This window comes from Mesorhizobium sp. M0909 (genome assembly GCF_040319515.1).
Taxonomy (GTDB): Bacteria; Pseudomonadota; Alphaproteobacteria; order Rhizobiales; family Rhizobiaceae; genus Mesorhizobium.
This window is the reverse complement of record NZ_JAMYOA010000022.1, coordinates 79702-98714: the sequence shown is the minus strand read 5'-3', so window position 1 is coordinate 98714 and position 19013 is coordinate 79702. Positions and strand designations below refer to the sequence as shown.

At 64.2% G+C, this 19013-nt stretch carries 16 protein-coding genes and 1 pseudogene; 12 read left to right on the top strand and 5 right to left on the bottom strand.

Annotated elements, in window-relative coordinates; translation table 11 throughout:
- The first annotated feature begins 151 nt into the window (after positions 1-151).
- The 4 genes from NKH83_RS26610 to NKH83_RS26595 are packed head-to-tail and all read left to right on the top strand — an operon-like array spanning position 152 to position 3453.
- Positions 152-1033, top strand: a complete 882-nt coding sequence (locus tag NKH83_RS26610; protein ID WP_352808110.1) for a branched-chain amino acid ABC transporter permease — start codon at positions 152-154, stop codon at positions 1031-1033.
- Entirely contained in the window at positions 1030-1992 is a 963-nt protein-coding gene (locus NKH83_RS26605; protein ID WP_352808109.1) for a branched-chain amino acid ABC transporter permease, read from the top strand. Before NKH83_RS26610 ends, NKH83_RS26605 begins: the two co-directional genes overlap by 4 nt.
- Positions 1989-2717, top strand: coding sequence for an ABC transporter ATP-binding protein (locus tag NKH83_RS26600; RefSeq protein ID WP_352808108.1), 729 nt, complete (start codon positions 1989-1991; stop codon positions 2715-2717). The genes NKH83_RS26605 and NKH83_RS26600 overlap by 4 nt, the downstream gene beginning before the upstream one ends.
- Positions 2710-3453, top strand: coding sequence for an ABC transporter ATP-binding protein (locus tag NKH83_RS26595; RefSeq protein WP_352800869.1), 744 nt, complete (start codon positions 2710-2712; stop codon positions 3451-3453). Before NKH83_RS26600 ends, NKH83_RS26595 begins: the two co-directional genes overlap by 8 nt.
- Here the strand turns inward: NKH83_RS26595 and NKH83_RS26590 are convergent, their stop codons facing one another.
- Entirely contained in the window at positions 3454-4881 is a 1428-nt protein-coding gene (locus NKH83_RS26590) for a sodium:proton antiporter (protein ID WP_352808107.1), read from the bottom strand.
- Between the two features lie 40 nt (positions 4882-4921).
- The gene (gene pncA / locus NKH83_RS26585; protein ID WP_352808106.1) at positions 4922-5521 is read right to left on the bottom strand and encodes a bifunctional nicotinamidase/pyrazinamidase; all 600 of its coding nucleotides are present in this window, start codon (positions 5519-5521) and stop codon (positions 4922-4924) included.
- A gap of 272 nt (positions 5522-5793) precedes the next feature.
- On the opposite strand from pncA, the gene NKH83_RS26580 reads away from it, so the two are divergent.
- Genes NKH83_RS26580 through NKH83_RS26555 form a run of 6 tightly spaced genes read left to right on the top strand, consistent with a single transcriptional unit; the run spans position 5794 to position 12855 of the window.
- Positions 5794-6654: an FAD binding domain-containing protein gene (locus tag NKH83_RS26580; RefSeq protein ID WP_352808105.1), complete on the top strand. Its 861-nt coding sequence runs from the start codon at positions 5794-5796 to the stop codon at positions 6652-6654.
- Positions 6654-9407 (top strand): molybdopterin-dependent oxidoreductase, encoded by a 2754-nt coding sequence (locus NKH83_RS26575; protein ID WP_352808104.1) that lies wholly within the window; start codon positions 6654-6656, stop codon positions 9405-9407. Before NKH83_RS26580 ends, NKH83_RS26575 begins: the two co-directional genes overlap by 1 nt.
- Entirely contained in the window at positions 9404-10948 is a 1545-nt protein-coding gene (locus NKH83_RS26570; protein ID WP_352647835.1) for a 6-hydroxynicotinate reductase, read from the top strand. Before NKH83_RS26575 ends, NKH83_RS26570 begins: the two co-directional genes overlap by 4 nt.
- Complete coding sequence (locus tag NKH83_RS26565; protein ID WP_352808103.1) at positions 10945-11820, top strand: UPF0280 family protein; 876 nt, start codon at positions 10945-10947, stop codon at positions 11818-11820. The genes NKH83_RS26570 and NKH83_RS26565 overlap by 4 nt, the downstream gene beginning before the upstream one ends.
- Entirely contained in the window at positions 11813-12397 is a 585-nt protein-coding gene (locus NKH83_RS26560) for an amino acid synthesis family protein (protein WP_352467809.1), read from the top strand. Before NKH83_RS26565 ends, NKH83_RS26560 begins: the two co-directional genes overlap by 8 nt.
- Positions 12394-12855 carry a MarR family winged helix-turn-helix transcriptional regulator gene (locus NKH83_RS26555; RefSeq protein WP_023718174.1) on the top strand — a complete coding sequence of 154 codons (462 nt, stop codon included), beginning with the start codon at positions 12394-12396 and terminating at the stop codon, positions 12853-12855. Before NKH83_RS26560 ends, NKH83_RS26555 begins: the two co-directional genes overlap by 4 nt.
- A gap of 68 nt (positions 12856-12923) precedes the next feature.
- On the opposite strand, the gene NKH83_RS26550 is transcribed toward NKH83_RS26555, so the two are convergent.
- Genes NKH83_RS26550 through NKH83_RS26540 form a run of 3 tightly spaced genes read right to left on the bottom strand, consistent with a single transcriptional unit; the run spans position 12924 to position 16779 of the window.
- Positions 12924-13889 (bottom strand): substrate-binding domain-containing protein, encoded by a 966-nt coding sequence (locus tag NKH83_RS26550; protein ID WP_254815861.1) that lies wholly within the window; start codon positions 13887-13889, stop codon positions 12924-12926.
- On the bottom strand, positions 13886-15199 hold the full coding sequence (locus tag NKH83_RS26545) for an ABC transporter permease (RefSeq protein WP_352477019.1): 1314 nt from the start codon (positions 15197-15199) through the stop codon (positions 13886-13888). The genes NKH83_RS26550 and NKH83_RS26545 overlap by 4 nt, the downstream gene beginning before the upstream one ends.
- The gene (locus NKH83_RS26540) at positions 15196-16779 is read right to left on the bottom strand and encodes a sugar ABC transporter ATP-binding protein (protein ID WP_352808102.1); all 1584 of its coding nucleotides are present in this window, start codon (positions 16777-16779) and stop codon (positions 15196-15198) included. The genes NKH83_RS26545 and NKH83_RS26540 overlap by 4 nt, the downstream gene beginning before the upstream one ends.
- A 217-nt stretch (positions 16780-16996) precedes the next feature.
- On the opposite strand from NKH83_RS26540, the gene NKH83_RS26535 reads away from it, so the two are divergent.
- On the top strand, positions 16997-18016 hold the full coding sequence (locus NKH83_RS26535) for a LacI family DNA-binding transcriptional regulator (protein ID WP_254815864.1): 1020 nt from the start codon (positions 16997-16999) through the stop codon (positions 18014-18016).
- Between the two features lie 248 nt (positions 18017-18264).
- A pseudogene (locus NKH83_RS26530) lies at positions 18265-18883 on the top strand (L,D-transpeptidase).
- Positions 18884-19013 lie beyond the last annotated feature (130 nt).

The following is a 19013-nucleotide window of genomic DNA, read 5'->3' as shown; positions in this document are numbered from 1 at the left end:
CCCTCCCCCGTGTTCGTCCACACCCCCCCGGGGGGGGGGTGTGGGGGCGCCCCCCCGCCCCGCCCCCCCCCACCCCCCCCCGCGTCGGCCCGCCCCCCCCCCCCCCCCCCCCCCGAGGGGGGTGCTTCGCGCATCCGCCGGTGCTTAGCCGATGCACTTCGGACCTCACCTGCTCCTCGCCGCCCTCGAAGGCCTCGTTACCTCCGCCGTGCTGGCGCTGACGGCGCTTGGGTTGTCGCTGGTGTTCGGCGTCATGCGCGTCGTCAATGTCGCGCATGGCGAGTTCTTCATGCTGGGCGCGGTGCTTGCCTGGGCGATCTCTACGGCGATATCCGGCCATCCGGCGCTCGGCTTCCTGGCCGCCCTGGTGCTGGCGCCATTGATCGTCGGCCTGATCGCGCTGGCCGCCGAACGGCTGGTGCTGCGCCGGCTCAACTACAATCCGGAAGCCACCATCGTCGCCACCATCGGCATGCTCTACATCATCCAGCAATTGGCGCTGACCTTCTACGGCCCGGAGGCGCGGCCGGTCGAGCCGCCGTTCAGCTACCGCATCCTCCTGCCATGGTTCGGCTATTCCGGCTACAAGCTGTCGATCATCGCCGCGTCGGCGCTGCTGCTGATCGCGACCTGGCTGGTGCTGACGCGCACGAAAATCGGCCTCGTCATGCGCGCTACGCAATATGACAGCGAGACGGCGCAGGCCTTCGGCATCCCGGTGACCAGAGTCTATGCCGGCGTTTTCGCGCTCGGCGCCATGCTGGCGGCTGTGGCCGCCGTGCTGATCGTGCCGATCAGCCAGGCGCATTATCTGATGGGGCAGGACCCGCTGCTGCTCTCGTTCATCGTCGTCATCATCGGCGGCCTCGGCTCGTTGCGCGGCACGGTACTCGCCGCGGTGCTTATCGGCCTGTCCGACGGCATTATCTCGGTGTTCTTCTCGCCGACGCTGGCCAAGATCATAGCCACCTTGCTTGTCGCCATGGTGCTGGTGTTCCGGCCGCAGGGCCTGTTCGGGACAGCATCGCGATGAAGGATGCTTCGCCGGCAAAGCCATATGCGCTGCACCTCGGCGTCATCGCCCTGCTTTTCGGGCTTAGTTTTGTCCTGCCGGAATATCATCACGGCCTGCTCGCCCGCATTATGGTGCTGGCGGTCTTCGCCATGGGCTACAATCTGCTGTTCGGCTATGTCGGGCTGCTCAGCCTCGGCCATGCCATGTTCTTTTCAGCTGGGCTCTACGGCGCCGGCCTTGCCGTCATCCATCTCGGCTGGAGCGTGCCGGCCGCCTTCGCAGCCGGGCTTGCCTGCGGCGCCCTGCTTGCGCTGGTGATCGGGCTGCTGGCGCTGCGCACCTCCGGCGTCGCCTTCATGATCGTCACCATGATGTTCGCTCAGGTATTTTATCTCCTCATTCTTTATTTCGCCGCCTGGACCGGCGGCGACCAGGGCTTGGTGGTGCCGCAGCCGATGCGGGTCCTTGTCTTGGGCAGCACGTCATTCGACCTCACCAACCCGACCGTGCGCTATATGAGTGCGCTGGCACTGTTCTCGATCGTGCTGCTCATAATCCTGGCGATAGTCCGCTCCGGCTATGGCCGTGTGCTGGTCGCCATCCGCGAGAACGAGGAGCGGACCAAGATGCTCGGCTACGACACGTTCTCCAGCAAGCTTGCCGCCGTCGTCATCTCCGGCAGCATCTGCGCGGCTTCCGGCGCCGCCTATGCGCTGCTGTTCGGCTATGTCGGCTCGAGCTTCGCTTCGGTGCAGTATTCCATCCTGCCGCTGCTCTGGGTGCTGCTAGGCGGTGCCGCCACCACGCTCGGTCCGCTGATCGGCACGCTGTTCATGTATTATGTCATCGACATCGCCAGCGGCTACACCTCGGCCTATCTGCTGATCGTCGGCATAGCGCTCATCCTGCTGGTGCTGTTCTTCCCGAGAGGCATTCTCGGCAGCATCCGCCAGCGCTGGCTCGGGTGGTTGCCATGATGCCGCTGCTTACCACCAAAGGCTTGTCGCGCAGTTTCGGCGGCTTGCGCGCCGTCGACGGCGTCGACTTCGCGCTGATGCCGGGCGAGATCCGCGCCATCATCGGCCCCAACGGTGCCGGCAAGACCACCTTCGTCAGCTTGGTCAGCGGCCGCATCCAGCCCTCGTCGGGCATGATCGTCTTCGACGGCGCCGACATCACCAGCCTGCCTGCTTACGCCAGGGTTCGCCTTGGCATCGCCTACACGTTCCAGATCACCAGCGTCTTTGCCAATCTCAGCGCCTACGACAATGTTGCCCTGCCGGTGCAGCGCACGCTGACCGACGGCCGCTCGAAGGGCGCGGTTCACACCGGCGTCATGGCGGCTCTCGAGCGCACCGGCCTTGCCGACCGGGCGCAAATGCCGGCCGGGCAATTGTCCTACGGTCACCAGCGGCTGCTGGAAGTGGCAATGGGACTGGCACTGAAGCCGCGGCTGCTGATCCTCGACGAACCGACGCAAGGGTTGGCCGATAGCGAGATCGACAATTTCATCGAGCTGGTGCGCGAGATCGCCGATAGTGCCACCGTGCTTTTGATCGAGCACAACATGCCGGTGGTCATGCAACTCGCCGACCGCATCACCGTCTTCAACGCCGGCCGGATCTTGGCTGAAGGCACGCCCGAGGAGATCCGCGCCAATGCCGCGGTGCAGGACGCCTATCTGGGGACCACCCATGGCTGAGGTCCAGTCCAAGGCTCAGTCCAAGGCCCAGTCCAAGGCGTTGGCCATATCCGGGCTCGATTGCTTCTATGGCGAAGTCCAGGTGCTCTATGGCTTGGATCTTGTGTTGAACGAGGGCGAGGTGCTCTGCCTGTTCGGCCGCAACGGCGCCGGCAAGACGACGACGCTGAAGGCGATCATGGGCCTGGTGCCGGCAAGCGCCGGCTCGATCCGGCTCGAAGGCCGGGAATTGACCGGTCTGCCGGCACATGAGGTGCCCAAGGCTGGCGTCGCCTACGTGCCGCAGGGCCGGCGGCTGTTCGCCGAGATGACCGTGGCGGAAAACATCGAGATCGGCCTGATGGCCCGCAACAAGGGCAAGGCGACGCGCGAGAACGTGCTCGATCTTTTCCCGCTGCTGCGCCAACGCCTCAGGCAGCGTTCCGGCACGCTGTCCGGCGGCGAGCAGCAGATGCTGGCCATGGCCCGCGCCCTGTGTCTGGAACCGCAGGTGCTCCTGCTCGATGAACCGACCGAAGGGCTGATGCCGTCGATGATCGCCAAGATCCGTGAAACCGTGTCGAAACTGCGAGCGCTCGGCGTGTCGACAATTCTTGTCGAGCAGCGCGTCGATGCCGTGCTCTCGGTCGCAGACCGCGTTTGCTTCATCGAAAACGGCCGCAACCGCGAGACGGTCGATGTCGAGGAACTGCGTGCCGATCCCTCGGCGGTCCGTCGCTATGTCGGCGTCGGCTGATCAGGCAAAAAACAGCAGGCCGGCGAGCAGGAAAGTCGGGATCAGCACGGCGCCCGACCACGCCATATAGCCAAAGAAGCTCGGCATCTTGATGCCGCGATGCCTGGCAATGGCGTAGACCATGAAATTCGGCGCGTTGCCGACGTAGGTGTTGGCGCCCATGAACACCGCGCCTGCCGAGATCGCCGCCAGCGTCGAGGCGAGCTCGGTCATCAGATGCTGCGCATCGCCGCCGGCCAGTTCGAAGAACACCAGATAGGTCGGCGCATTGTCGAGGAAGGATGACAGCGCCCCGGTCAGCCAGAAATACGCGAGATTGTCGGGCGCGCCGGTCGGCGAACTGACCAGCAGCACCAACGGCGCCAGCGCGCCATCGAGGCCGGCCCGCAATATGGCGACGACCGGAACGATGCAGATGAAGATGCTGGCGAACAGCTTCGCCACCTCGGCGATCGGCCCCCAGCTGAAGGCGTTTGCGCCGCGAAACTCCTTCGGCGAGACGACAAGCGACATGAAGGCCAGTATCAGGATGACGGCGTCGCGCACCAGATTCTGCAGCTCGAGGCTGACGCCCTGAAAAGCGAAACTCACTCCCGGCTTCCAGGCAGCAGAAATCAGGATCGCGGCGATTACACCGGCCAGCAGCGGGATGTTGGCCAGGCCGCGGATGCGCACCTTGCTGTCGGGCGTCGGATCCTTGATCTTCGGCGCGCCTTCCTCCCGATGATGCATGATGATGTCGATCGCCAGGAAAACCACCAGCACCACGCCGGCGACGAACAGCGTCTCGGGCAACAGGTGAACTGTCGTCCAGAAGAAATCGACGCCGCGCAGAAAGCCGACGAACAGCGGCGGATCGCCGAGCGGCGTCAGCGAGCCGCCGATGTTGGACACCAGGAAGATGAAGAAGATGACGACATGGGCGTTGAAGCGCCGGTTATCGTTGGCGCGGATGAGCGGCCGGATCAGGATCATCGAGGCGCCGGTTGTGCCGATGATCGAGGCAAGCACCGCCCCGCCCAGCAACAGCCCGGCATTGACCAGCGGCGTGCCGTGTATGTTGCCGGCAACGAAGATGCCGCCCGAAATGGTGAACAGCGCAAACAACAGGATGATGAACGACATGTATTCGGTGAGCAGCGCATGCAGCACCGCCTGCGTGGCCGACGGGATGCCGAAGGCGATTGCCAGCGGCCCGGTCACCAATGCCGCCCAGAAGGCAGCGATCTTGCCGTAATGGTGCTCCCAGGCATGATGGAACAGCAGCGGGCCGGTCGCGATGCAAAGCAACAGCCCGGCAAACGGCAACACCCACCACAGCGACATGGCGGCGCCCGGCAATTCGTGCGCTTCGGCCGCGAGAACCGCTCCTGGAGAAAGGATTGCGGCAGTAAGTGCAGCACTTGCCGTCAACGCCGCAAACCGCATGAAGCCCCTCAAAAGTCCGTCAGGTTCGGCTGGATGACGTTCAAATCAGTGCCACGCCGGCATCGCGCATCCGGCCCAGCATCGTCTCCATGGAGCCGTTGAGATCGATGCCGCGGCAGGCGTCGAGCCGCACTGATGTCGCAAAGCCGAGCTTGACCGCGTCGAGTGCCGAAAAGGCGACGCAGAAATCCGTCGCCAGGCCGACCAGGGTCAGCGTATCGATATTTCGCTCCCGGAGATAGCCGACAAGGCCGGTCGGCGTCGTCCGGTCGTTCTCGAAGAATGCCGAATAGCTGTCGATTGCAGGACGGAACCCCTTGCGGATCACCAGCTCGGCCTTGCTCCAGGCCAAGCCGGAATGGAAGTCCGAACCAAGGCTGCCCTGGATGCAGTGATCAGGCCACAGCGTCTGCTCGCCATAAGGCATGTCGATCGTTTCGAACGGTCGCTTGCCGGGGTGGCTGGAGGCAAAGCTCGAATGGCCGGCAGGGTGCCAGTCCTGCGTCAGCAGGACGTGCTCGGTCCGCCGGATCAGATCATTGACCAACGGCACGATTTCGTCGCCACCGGCCACTTCCAGGGCGCCACCTGGGCAGAAATCGTTCTGCAGGTCGATAATGACAAGCGCTTCGTCGGCCATGGAGCCTCCTTATTTTCTTCGTCCTGAGCTTAGGCTCCAATGAAAACGCGACCGGACGCAGAAACTTGACCAGATGGCCGGCTGCGTCAACCTCTCACGGCATAACAAATGCGTTCCGGGCGCACCGGTGCCAACAGCCGTGCAAACTCTGGCTTTGACAATTCCTGCCGGCTTGATATCATTTGCATACGAATGAATTTCCTGCCTTGAATGCTCGGGAAAGTCTTTCGGCAGGATCCCCTCTCGGGAAGCCCATTCTGGGAAGGCAAAGCGTGATCCGTTACGCAAAACCCACCACGGTCGACGACGCCCTCGCGTTGCTGGGCGAAGGGCAATGGCGCATCCTTGCCGGTGGTACCGATTTCTATCCGGCTCAAGGCAGCAAGCCTTTCCGCGACAATATCCTCGACATCAATGGCTTGGCGGCATTGCGCGGCATTGCCGAAGCCGAGAACCATTGGCTCATTGGCGCCCGCACCGCCTGGACCGATCTCATCCGCCATCCGCTGCCGGCGGCCTTCGATGCGCTGAAGCAGGCGGCGCGGGAAGTCGGCTCGGTGCAGATCCAGAACGTTGCCTCGATTGCCGGCAATCTCTGCAATGCCTCGCCGGCCGCCGACGGTGTGCCGGCGCTGCTGGTGCTCGATGCCGAAGTCGAACTGCGTTCCTCGGTCGCGACCCGGCATCTGCCCCTTGCAAAGTTCATCCTCGGCAATCGTCGCACGGCTCTGCAGTCCGGCGAAATGGTGACGGCAATCCGTATTCCCAAACCTGCGACCGCCGGCGGCTCCGCCTTCGTGAAACTCGGCGCGCGGCGTTATCTCGTCATCTCCATCGCCATGGCCGCCGCACGCCTGGCCGTCGAAGATGGTATCGTCAGGAACGCGGCCGTCGCCGTCGGGTCCTGCTCGGTCGTCGCCAGGCGCCTGGCGAGTGTCGAGGCGGCACTGCGCGGCCTGCCCGTCGGCCCCGCGCTGGCCAGTGCGATCCAATCCGCGCCGATGGACGAGCTGTCGCCGATCGGCGACGTGCGCGGCAGCGCCGAATATCGGCTGGATGCGGCGCGCGAGATCGTTGCCCGTGCTGTGCTTGGTGCGGTGGGCGCAGTCCCTGGGGAAAGGGCGGCGGCCTGATGGGGATGGAGCGCGCCGACATCGCCTTCGAGGTCAACGGCGCCGCCGTTAGCGTTTGCGTGCCGCCGGTGCGGCGGCTGTCCGCGGTGTTGCGCGACGAGCTGCGGCTGACCGGCACCAAGATCGGTTGTGATGCCGGCGATTGCGGCGCCTGCACGGTGCTGGTCGACGGCGAGCCGGTCTGCGCCTGCCTGATGCCCGCGGCTTCCGCCTCGGGCACCGTGGTGACGACCGTCGAAGGTCTCGGCAATGGCAGGCTGTCGGCACTGCAGGCCTCGTTCCTCAGCCATGGCGCAGCACAGTGCGGCGCCTGCACGCCCGGCCTGCTGGTCGCCGCAACGGCACTCCTGGACAGGACGCCTTACCCGAGCGAGGCTGAAACGCAGGATGCGCTCGGCGGTGTACTCTGCCGCTGCACCGGCTACCGCAAGATCGTCGCGGCGGTGATGGATGCCTGGCGCCACGACGGCGGTCTCGATCAGCGCATGCCATCCTCTGGCCATGCCGTCGGCTCCTCCCCGATCCGCCTCGATGGCGTGCCGAAAGTCACTGGCGGCGAAAAATTCGGCGGCGATTCCTTCCCCGCCGATGCGCTGTCCGTGCTGGTGGTCCGCTCACCGCACTATCATGCCGCCTTCAGCTTCGGCGATCTCGGCAGCTGGGTGAAATCCCGTCCCGGCATTGCCGGCGTCTTCACCGCCGCCGACATTCCGGGAAAGAATTGTTTCGGCGTCATCGCGCCCTTCGCCGACCAGCCGGCGCTGGCCGAAGGGGTTTCGCGCTTTCGCGGCGAGGCGGTGGCGCTGGTTGCCGGCGAACGCGAGGCTATCCTCGATCTCGACCTAGCCGATTTCCCTGTCAGTTGGACCGAGTTGCCGCATTTTCTGGAAACTGGCGAAGCGCAGGCCGGCGGCGCGTCGCTGGTCCATGAAAACCGGCCCGCGAACCTGCTCACCTCCGGCTTTGTCGAGCGTGGCGACCCCGAAGCCGCGCTTGCCGGTGCGGCTTTCGTCGTTTCTGGCGCCATCGACACCTCCTATGTCGAGCACGCCTATATCGAACCGGAAGCCGGCTATGCCTTCATGGACGGCGACACGCTGGTCGTCGTCGCCTGCACGCAGGCGCCCTATATGGACCGTGACGACACGGCAAAAGTGCTCGGCCTTACCCCGGAAAAGGTGCGCATCGTGCCGACCGCGACCGGCGGCGGCTTCGGCTCGAAGCTCGACGTCTCGCTGCAACCGCTCATCGGCCTCGTCGCCATGAAAACCGGCCGACCGGCGGCGCTCGCCTACAGCCGCACCGAATCGATGATCTCGACCACCAAGCGCCATCCAGCCCTGATGAGAGCGAGCATCGGCGCCAATGCCGACGGCCGTGTCACCGGCATGGTCTTCGCCGGCGATTTCAACACCGGCGCCTATGCCAGCTGGGGGCCGACGGTCGCCAGCCGCGTGCCGGTGCACGCCTCCGGCCCCTATGCTACGCCGAACTATCGCGCCGAAGGCCGTGCCATCCACACCAACGGCCCGATTGCCGGCGCCTTTCGCGGTTTCGGCGTGCCGCAGGCGACGATCATGCAGGAGACCCTTTATGACGAGCTGGCCGACAAGCTCGGCATGGATCGGCTCGACTTTCGCCTGAAGAACTGCCTTCGGAACGGATCCGAAACAGTTACCGGGCAGCGGCTTGAGTCGGGCGTCGGCATCGCCGACTGCCTGGAGGCCCTCCGTTCACATTGGCAGCGTGCCGTTCGCGATGCCGAAGCGTTCAATGCCGGTAGCGGCATCAAAAAACGCGGCGTCGGCATCGCTTCTTGCTGGTACGGCTGCGGCAACACCTCGCTGCCCAATCCGTCGACGATCAAGGTCGGCATCTCGATATCGGGCGAAGTCGTCCTGCATCAGGGGGCGGTCGATATCGGGCAAGGCTCCAACACCGTCATCGCGCAGATCTGCGCCGACGCGTTGGGTCTGCCATTGGAGATGTTGCGGCTGAAAGGCGCCGATACGGCGATCACCCCCGATGCCGGCAAGACCTCGGCCTCGCGCCAGACTTTCGTCACCGGCAAGGCCGCCGAAAAGGCCGGCCGCGCCTTGCGCGAGGAGATCTTGCGTTTCGCCAATGTCTCGCAAAAGGCGGCGATTGCGCTGGACGGCACAAGCCTGAGCATCAGGGAAGGCGAAGCGACGCGCCGCATCGATCTTTCCTCGCTGAAGGCAGACGCCGAAGGTTTTGTCTTCCGGGCCGAGGAAAGCTACGACCCGCCGACGCAGCCGCTCGATGCAAAAGGTCAGGGCAAGCCTTACGCCGTCTATGGTTATGGCGCTCAGATCGCCGAACTGGAGGTCGACCTCAAGCTCGGCACCGTGAAGCTGGTAAAAATCACCGCCGCCCACGATGTCGGCAAGGCCATCAATCCCTTGCTTGCCGAGGGCCAGATTGAGGGTGGCATCGCCCAGGGCATCGGCATGGCGCTGATGGAAGAGTATATCCCCGGCCGCACCGAAAACCTGCACGACTATCTGATCCCGACGATCGGCGACGTGCCGCCGATCGAGACCATCCTGATAGAAGTTCCGGATCCGGAAGGACCGTTCGGAGCCAAGGGCTTGGGCGAGCATGTGCTGATCCCGACGGCGCCGGCGATCCTCAACGCCATCCGCCATGCAACAGGTGTGCTGGTCACCAAAATTCCGGCGACGCCGACCCGCATCCGCGCCGCCATCCTCGACAAGGAGGCGCGCCGATGAGCGAGCTTGCCGAACGTTTCGAGACACATGATCCCGGCGAGAAGCTGGTGGCCGAGAAGATCCGCTGCGATGCCTGTCCGGTCATGTGCTACATCGCCGATGGCCGCACCGGCGCCTGCGATCGCTACGGCAATGTTGGCGGCAGGATCGTGCGGATGGATCCGCTGACCATCCTCGACCACGCGGCCGAGACCGGCGCCGCAATCGTACCCTTTGCCGAGGAAGGCGAGGCATGGGACGGCGAACTGGTCAACACCGGCCGCCGCTTCGTCACCGCCATCGGCGCCGGCACCACCTATCCCGATTACAAGCCGGCGCCTTTCATCGTCAGCCAGGAGGTCGAGGGCGTCGATCTGGTCACCGTCGTCACCGAGGGCATCTTCTCCTATTGCGGCGTCAAGGTGAAGATCGACACCGATCGTCATATCGGCCCCGAAACGGCGACGGTCCGTGCCCAAGGCGAGGCGATCGGCCATGTCACCACCGGCGAATACGGCTCGCAGATGCTGTCGCTGGGCGGCGTACATCATTTGACCGGCGGCTCGAAGGCTGAAGGGCGCGCCACCTGTGACGCCATGCTCGCCCTGTGCAACCGCAAACCGGTCGAACTCGTCATCGACGGCGGCGCCACCGTCATCGTCGAAGCCGGCAAGCCGCCGGTCATCGACGGCAAGCTCGAACAGCGCATGCGCGTCGGCTGCGGTTCGGCCACCATAGGCATGTTCGCGACCCAATGGCGCGGCCTTGTTGACGAGGTGGTGGTGGTCGATGACCACATCACCGGCGTCGTCTCCGAGCATCAGGCCGGCAAGGTGCTTGGCTGGCAGGATACCGGCATCAAGATCATCGGCCGCCGTTCGACGCCGGGCCGTTATTTCAAGGTGTCGGAGCCCGGCCTCGGCTGGGGCGGCACCAGTATTTCCGACCCGCTGTCGATCCTTGGTGAATGGAACGCCAAAAAGGGTGCGCGCCCCGGCATGTCGCTGCTGATGGTCTCGACCACCGGCGAGCAATTCGCCTATTACGAGCTCGACGACGAATTGAAGCCTGTGCAGAAACCGTTCCCGGAGCGGCTGCGGAAGTCGGTTGAACTGATTGAGGACAATTGCGAGCCGGCGCTCTGCACCGTGCTTTTCGTCGGCGGCGCCGGCGGGTCGCTGCGCGCCGGCGTCACCGAGAACCCGGTCAATCTGACCCGCTCGGTGCAGGGCCTCAAGACCTATGTGACGGTCGGCGGCGCGCCGGTCTATGTCTGGCCGGGCGGCGGCATCACGCTGATGGTCGACGTCACCCGCGTGCCGGAAGGCGCCTTCGGCTATGTGCCAACGCCGGCGCTGGTGGCGCCGATCGAGTTCACCATGCGCCGCGACGATTATGTCAGGCTTGGCGGCTACGAAGCCGAAATCCGCAGCGTCGACGATATCCTGGCCAAGGGCGGCGAATATCTCAATCCGCGCCGCGGCACGGCCGCACCCCTTGACAATCCCTGGCCGCCGCTGGCTCAGTTGCGTCGCGCGGCCGCAAACGGGGCTGGGCGATGAACGGCCCGCAGGCGCATTGGCTCGAGGACGCCCGGAGGCTTCACCTCAATCATGGGCCGATCGACCTGATCGTCGAGGCCTTCGGCGAGGCGAGTGAATGCAGCGCCGCATATCATCAGGCAGTGGCGCGCTTCCAGACAATCCTGGTTGAACTGGTCGAAGAGTTGCCCGAACTGCGGCGCCCGGCCAGCTCGCGGTCACGTGCTTTCGCTGGCCCGACGGCGCGCCGCATGGAAGCGGCGGTCGTTCCGCTAGCGAAACAATTCATCACGCCGATGGCGGCCGTCGCCGGCTCGGTAGCCGACGAAGTGCTCGGGGCCCTGCTTGCCGGCCGCCGGCTCGAGCGCGCCTATGTCAATAATGGCGGCGACAGCGCGATCCATCTCGGCAACGGGCAGTCGATGACGCTTGCCATTGCCGGGACAGGTCATGGGTTGGCAGATCGTCTCACGATCCGCGCCGAAGACGGGATCCGCGGCGTCGCGACCAGCGGCTGGCGCGGCCGCTCCTTTTCGCTCGGCATCGCCGACGCGGTCACGGTGCTGGCGCGGACGGGTGCTGAAGCCGATGCCGCCGCGACCTTGATCGCCAACGCCGTCGACCTGCCCGGTCATCCAGCCGTTAGGCGCGTACGGGCGCGCGATCTCGCGCCTGACAGCGATCTCGGCGACCGTTTGGTGACGCAGGGCGTGGGGCCGCTTTCCGCCGCTGAAATCGCTATTGCACTGGAAGGTGGATTTGCCGTTGCCGAGGAGTTTCGGCGGCGCGGCCTGATTGCCGCCGCGGCGCTTTTCCTCGGCGGTCAGGCGCGCATCGCAGGTCCGATGGGGCTCGCCAATAAAGCTTTAGAGAGGGAAATTGCTCATGCCTGAGTTTCCGATCCGCAAGATCGCCGTGCTGACCGAAGAGATTTTTCACGAGGGCGGGCCGGTGGCGAAGGTGCCGCGGCGCCGCGCCGCGGCTATGGCTGTGGTCAAGAACCCGTTCGCCGGCCGTTACGTCGAGGAACTGCAGAGCGCCATGGAGGATTTGAAGCCGCTCGGGCTGCTGCTCTCGGACAGGCTTATTGCCGCATTGGGCGGCGACGTGAAACAGATCGACGGTTACGGCAAGGGCGCCATCGTCGGCATGGCGGGCGAGCTGGAGCATGGCGCGCTGTGGCATGTGCCGGGCGGCTATGCCATGCGCGAGCGGCTCGGCGACGCCAAGGCGATCGTGCCGTCGGCAAAGAAGGTCGGCGCTTTCGGTGCGCGGCTCGATGTGCCGCTCGGCCACATCAACGCCGCCTATGTGCGCAGCCATTTCGATGCCATGGAAATCGGCATCAGCGATGGCCCGCGTCCCGACGAGATCCTGTTCTGCCTCGCAATGACCTGCGGCCCGCGTGTGCACGACCGCATGGGCGGGCTGGCGGCCAAGGATATCAAGGCATGGGACGGGCTGCGGTGAGCGCCGAAGACAATCTGCTCAAGCTGGTCGAGGCCGAGGAACCTGACGAGAACGACTATCGCTTGCAGGAGCAGGTCGGCTTCATCCTGCGCAAGGCGCATCAGCGCCATGTCTCGATCTTCGCCGCACACATCGCCGATCTGACGCCGCCGCAATTTGCCGCTTTGGCCAAATTGCGCGATGTTGGCGAGACCTCGCAGAACCAGCTTGGCAGCCTGATCGCCATGGATGCGGCGACCGTGAAGGGCGTCATCGACCGGCTGAAAGCGCGTGGCTTTGTCGAACTTAGCAAACACGAAGTCGACAAACGGCGCCTGCTGGTCAATCTGACGGCCGAGGGTCGCGACGCGATCGAGCGGCTGATCCCGCTTGCCCGCGAGATCACGCAGGAAACGCTGGCGCCGCTTTCCGCCAAGGAGGCGGCCATTTTCATGAAGCTGCTGGCCAAGCTGGCTTAATCTGCTGCCTGCCGGCGTTTGATTGTTGTTCCTGCCGGGCGCTGAACGCCCGGCAGGAAGGCCTCGTCTCAGAGGCCGTTGTCCTTCAGTATCTGGGCGGCATTTTCCTTGGTGATCTTCTGCGTCGGCAGGGTGATGGTCTTTTCCACCTTCTCCCCGTTCAGGAACTTGATCGCCTGCCGCAGCCCTTCGGCGCCCGGCGTCACATAAGTGAACGTCGCCGTCAGTTCGCCATTGGCGACCAGCTGCACGCCTTCATTGGGCAGGCCGTCGATGCCGATGAACTTGATGTCCTTCTCACGTCCGACGTCCTTGGCGGCAAGATAGGCACCATAGGCCATCGGATCATTATGGCCGTAGACAAGATCGATCTTCTCGTTGTTGCGCAACGCGGTCGCCATGATGTTGTAGGCCTGGTCCTGCTTCCAGTCGCCCGACTGCTGGTCGAGCAGATATTTTATGCCCGGCTCCTTGTCGGTGAATTCATGGAAGCCGTCATGGCGATCGTGTGCCGGCTGGGTGCCCATGCCGCCCCAGATCTCGACGACGTTGCCGGCGGCCTTGCCCTTGCCCCCAAGCAGCTCGACGGCATATTCACCGGCAGCCCGGCCGATCAGCTTGTTGTCGCCACCGACGAACTGCGTGTAGTCATTGGTTTCGACGTTGCGGTCGAGCACGAAGACCGGGATCTTCGCATCGATCGCCTGCTGCACGACACCGGTCAGACCGGCGGATTCTTTCGGCGATACCAAGAGCGCATCGACCTCCTGACGGATCAGGTTCTCGACGTCGGCCACCTGCTTCTCGGTCTTGTCCTCGCCGTCGGTGATGATCAGTTCGACTTCCGGATGCTTGGCCGCTTCGGCCAGGATGTCCTTGTTGAACTGAGCCCGCCAGGGTTCGATGGTCGTCACCTGCGAGAAGCCGATCTTCCACTTCTTGTCCTGCGCATGGGCGCCGCCGGCAAGCATGGCGGTCGTGGTCAGGAGTGCCGCTGTCAGCCCGGCGAGCTTCAACAATTCACGTCGTTTCATTTCTTGTTTCCTCCAATATTCAGAGACGCGGTCTCTTGCGACGGCCGCTTTGCCGCGGCCGTTTCCTTGTGCGCTTGCCCACCGGGCAGCCGCAGATAGAAGAGAAGATCACCGGCATTGCGCTCCTGTACGAGCACGGTACCGATGATGATCATCCCCTTCAGCACCAGCTGAAGGTTCGAATTGATGTTGTGCAGCTGCAGGATGTTGGAGAGCAGCCCGAAGATCAGCACGCCGCAGAACGTCCCGGTGAGGCTGCCGCGTCCGCCCATCAGGCTGGTGCCGCCGATGACCACGGCGGCAATCGCGTCGAGCTCCAGGCCGGCGCCGGCGTCCGGCTTGCCTTGCCGGTACTGCGCGACATAGAGCACCGCCGCGATGCCGGCCAGCAGCCCTGACACGGCATAGGTGGCGATCTTCACGCGGCCTGCGGCGATGCCCGACAGCCGCGCCGCCTCCTCATTGCCGCCGATTGCATAGACATAGCGGCCGAACGGGGTGAAGCGCAGCACGGCGCCGTAGATCAGGATGGCGCCGAGGAAGAACAGGCCCGGCATCGGGATCACGCCGAATACCAGCGAGCGCAGCATTTCGAAATCGGCCGTGGCGTTCGAGCCGGTATAGACCGGCAGCACCGCATTGTTCTGGCCGGCTGTCAGCCGGGCGATGCCGAGCGCAGTAACCATCATCGCCAGCGTCACGATGAAGGGCTGCAGCCGCCCCGCGACGATGATGAAGCCGTTGAGCGCGCCGAACAGCAGGCCGACGCAAGGCGCCACCAGCAGCACGCCGAGCACGCCGAATTTTGAGCCTACCTGCGGCAGCAGGAACCACAGCACCAGACTGCACAGGATCACCCCGACAATGCCGGGCGTCACCAGCCCGCGAACGCTGTCCAGCCTGATGTCGTGCGTCGCCTGCGCGCCGGCACGGGATTTTTCGACGTTCAGCAGGATGAAACGAGTGACGAGAATGCCGAGGCAAAGGGCTGCCACGGCAACTGTCGGCACCCCAAGCACCACCGCCGGCGTCACGCCGGGGACCGTCAGCAGCATGGCACAGACCACCGTACAGATCGCCATCAGCGAGCCGACGGAAAGGTCGATACCGCCGGTAATGATCACGGCCGTCATGCCGGTGGCAATCAGGCCCGTGGTCGACACCTGGCGCAGCACGTCGAGCAGGTTGCCGTAGGACAGGAAAATGTTGTTGCCCTTGGAGCTGATCGGCGAGCCGAGCACGCCGATCAGGAAGATGGCGATCAGGCCCCAATAGAGCTTCGTCCGGGACAGGATATGCAAAATGCTCATGCGGCAGGCCTCGTCATCGTCCGTCGCGGCGCCGCAAGCCGCATGATGGCCTCCTCGCTGGCTTGCGCGCGGGACAGGATTCCCGTCTGGCGGCCGTCGGCCATGACCAGGATACGGTCGGAAAGATGCAGCAGCTCCGGCAATTCCGAGCTGATGACCGCGATCGCCAGCCCGTCTCGCGCCAGCTTGACGATGAGATCGTAGATTTCCCGCTTGGCGCCGACATCGATGCCGCGCGTCGGCTCGTCGAGCAGCAGCACCCGCGGCCTCGTCGCCAGCCATTTGCCAATGACGACCTTCTGCTGGTTGCCACCGGACAGCGTGCCGGCCGGCTGCTCGACGGTCTCGCAGCGAATGCCGAGCGCCTTGACGGCGTCCCGTGCCAGCCCTTGCTCACCAGCCAGCGAGCGCAGGCCGAACCGCGCCAGCGCACCGACCAGCGGCAGCGCGACATTGTCGGTGATCGAGGCCTCGAGATGCAGGCCTTGCGTCTTGCGGTCTTCCGTGACCAGGGCGATGCCGAGCCGGCGCGCATCGCGCGGCGAACGGATTTCTACCACCTCGCCATCGAGCCTGATCTCACCGCCGGCACGTCCGCCGCTGGACCCGAAGATGGTTTCCAGGATTTCGGTCCGGCCCGAGCCCAGCAGCCCGCCGATACCCAGGATTTCACCTGCGGCAAGATCGAAACTGACGCCGTCGAGCACGGTGCGCCAGCCATGGCGATTGGGCTTCGACAGCGACAGCTCGCTTACGGAAAGGACGGTGTTGACGCCGGGGATGCGGTGCTCCTGGGAGGAAGCAAGCAGGTTTCGCCCGACCATCGCCGAAATTATGGCGTCTTCGTCGAGCTGGTCCATCGCCCGCGTCAGGACGTGGCGTCCATCGCGGAGCACGGTGACCCGGCTGGCCAGATGCATGACTTCGTCGATGCGGTGCGAAATGTAGACGATCGCCACGCCGCTGTCGGCGAGCTGGCGGATGATGCGGAACAGCCGCTGGCATTCGGCTGGCGAAAGCGCCGAGGTCGGCTCGTCCATGATCAGAATGCGTGCCGACATCGACAGCGCCTTGGCGATCTCGACCAGTTGCTGTTCGCCGACGCGCAAGGCACCGACGCGCGCATCCGGATCGAGCTCGATGCCGAGCCTTTGCAGCAGCGCGCCGGCAGCGCGGCTGCTCGCCTTGCGGTCGACGATCAGCCCGGCGATCAGCTTCTCGCGGCCGAGAAAGATATTGTCGGCGACGCTGAGTTCGGGGACGAGATTCAGCTCCTGGTGGATGATGGCGATGCCGGCGCGCTCGGCTTCGCGGACGCCGGCAAAGCGCACCGCATCGCCATCGATACTGACCGTTCCGTTATAGTCCGTATAGACGCCGGACAGGATCTTCATCAGCGTCGACTTGCCGGCGCCGTTCTCGCCCATCAGCGCATGGACCTCGCCGCGCCGCAGTTCGAAATCGACATCGACAAGCGCGGCGATGCCACCGAAGGACTTGGAGATGTGCTCGGCGCTCAGCACGATAGCCGAGCCGTCCGCCATAACGCCTTGCGCAGGGATGGAATTGCCGTGCTGCATCACAAGGACGGCCTCCCTCCGCCGTCACCGAACACCTCAAACGCTAATCTAAACGTTTCGATCATGTCAAGGCAATATCTGGAGTCCGAGATTGATCCATTTCAATTCTTGCACAAAATCGTAAGATTCCGTACGTATTGCTGCCGTGGAGTGGTGAAACGTTTCGAAAATGACAGTGTCAGGACGAAAAAAGCAGCGCAAGTTCACTGCTCCGACCATGCTTCACGTGGCCGAGGCCGCGCGTGTTTCCGTGGCCACCGTATCGGCGCTGATCAACGGCACCGCGACCGTCAGCCCCGAGCTCAGCCAGCGCATCGAACAGGCGATCCGCGACATCGGCTATAAGCGCAACGCCATCGCCCGCAGCCTGAAGATGGGCACCACACGCACCATCGGGCTCACCGTCCCCCACATCACCAATCCGTTCTTCACCGACGTGGTTTCGGTCATCCAGCAGGCTTTCGACAGGGCCGGCTACGCCGTCATGCTGTGCTGCACCGACGAGCACCTGAACACGCAGGACGACCAGATCAGATTGCTGCTCGACCGCATGGTCGACGGACTGATCGTCGCGCGTGTCGGCGACGGCGCGATCCTCAAACGGATTGTCGACGACGCCAATGTGCCGGTCGTGCTGCTCGACCGTGTTTGCCAGGGTGTCGATACCGATGCCGTCGTTCTCGACAATCAGCGCGCGGTGTTCGACGCCATCACCTACCTGATCGATCTCGGCCATCGGCGCATCGGCTACATCTCCGGCTCTTTCGATATCTCGCCGATGCACGACCGCATGGCGGGATACCGCGAGGCCCTCCAGGCCGCCGGCCTGCCGGCCGAGCCCGAGCTCGTCCGCTTCGGCAACTTCCATGAAGTCGACGGCTACAACGCCACCATGCAGCTGCTTTCGCTGCACGACCGGCCGAGCGCCATCTTTTCGGCCAACAACCCGATGGTGATCGGCACGATGAAGGCCATTCGCGATATCGGCCTGTCCTGTCCGGAGGATATTTCGGTCGCCTGCTTCGACGACTTTCCGTGGTCGGATGTGTTCCGGCCGCAATTGACCACGGTCGCACAGCCGGTGCAGGCGATTGGCGAACAGGCGGCCAATCTGCTGCTCGACCGGCTCGCCGGAAACAGGGATGCGCCGCCGCGCAAGCTGACGCTCAAGGGACGCCTGATGATCCGCAATTCATGCCGTCCGCTAGGTGCGACTGCGCAGAGCGTCAGCGCGTAGGGCTCTGTTCAGAAACTTTGCAATGCCGGACGGACCAGCGCTCCCTCTGTCCTGCCGACCCGGGCATTCGCAGCCACTACGGGCGTTCGTCGTTCGAAAACCGAGCAATTGAAGGACGCGGCGCCGATCGAGCCAAGTGCCCAACGATCAGCCAGCCGACAGTCAGGAAAATCTTGGCAATCGAAGCGTGTCGGATTAGGAATATGACGAGATGCGGCTGATCGTTCACACGGGCGCCGGCTTGAGTCATGCGCGTGAAATCGATCCTAATCGGGCTGGTTCTTGCTGGGATGACCGTATTCTTCGGCTGCACTACCGGCGGCGCATTAAAGACTTTCCCCTCGGCCTATGGCGGCCTCACCGACGCCGGTTTTCGCGTTCCGCCGGTTCCGATCTACAAGGTTGACCCAAAGTTCCATCGGCAGACAGTACCTTATGCGACTGAAGAGGCGCCGGGCACCATCATTGTCGATACAGGAGCGAAGTTCCTCTACTACGTGTTGGGAGACGGTCAGGCGCTGCGCTACGGAATCGGCGTTGGCAAGGCGGGCTTCGAGTGGCATGGCACCGCTCACGTTGCGAGGAAGCGCGAATGGCCGGATTGGAGCGCGCCGTCTGCGATGATCGTGCGCGAGCAGAAGCGAGGCCGCATCATACCGGCCCATATGGAGGGCGGACTCATGAACCCGCTCGGGGCGCGGGCGCTCTATCAACGAGAAAGGTGACACTGGATATCGCCTGCACGGTAGCCCTGAATGGTGGTCCATCGGCAAAGCTGTGTCGGCGGGCTGCATTCGCCTCATGAACCAGGACATCATCGATCTCTATGACCGCGCCACAATCGGCACCAAGGTGATCGTCATTTAATGGACGCCGCGTTTCCCGCAAACGGACGAGCATGAGGATCGAAAACCTCCGCGTAAAGCGCGCGAAATGTTCGCTGTGTCTTCGCACACCTGTTCGCGAGGTTCCCTGCCCAAGGCCGGCCTCGCCCGCA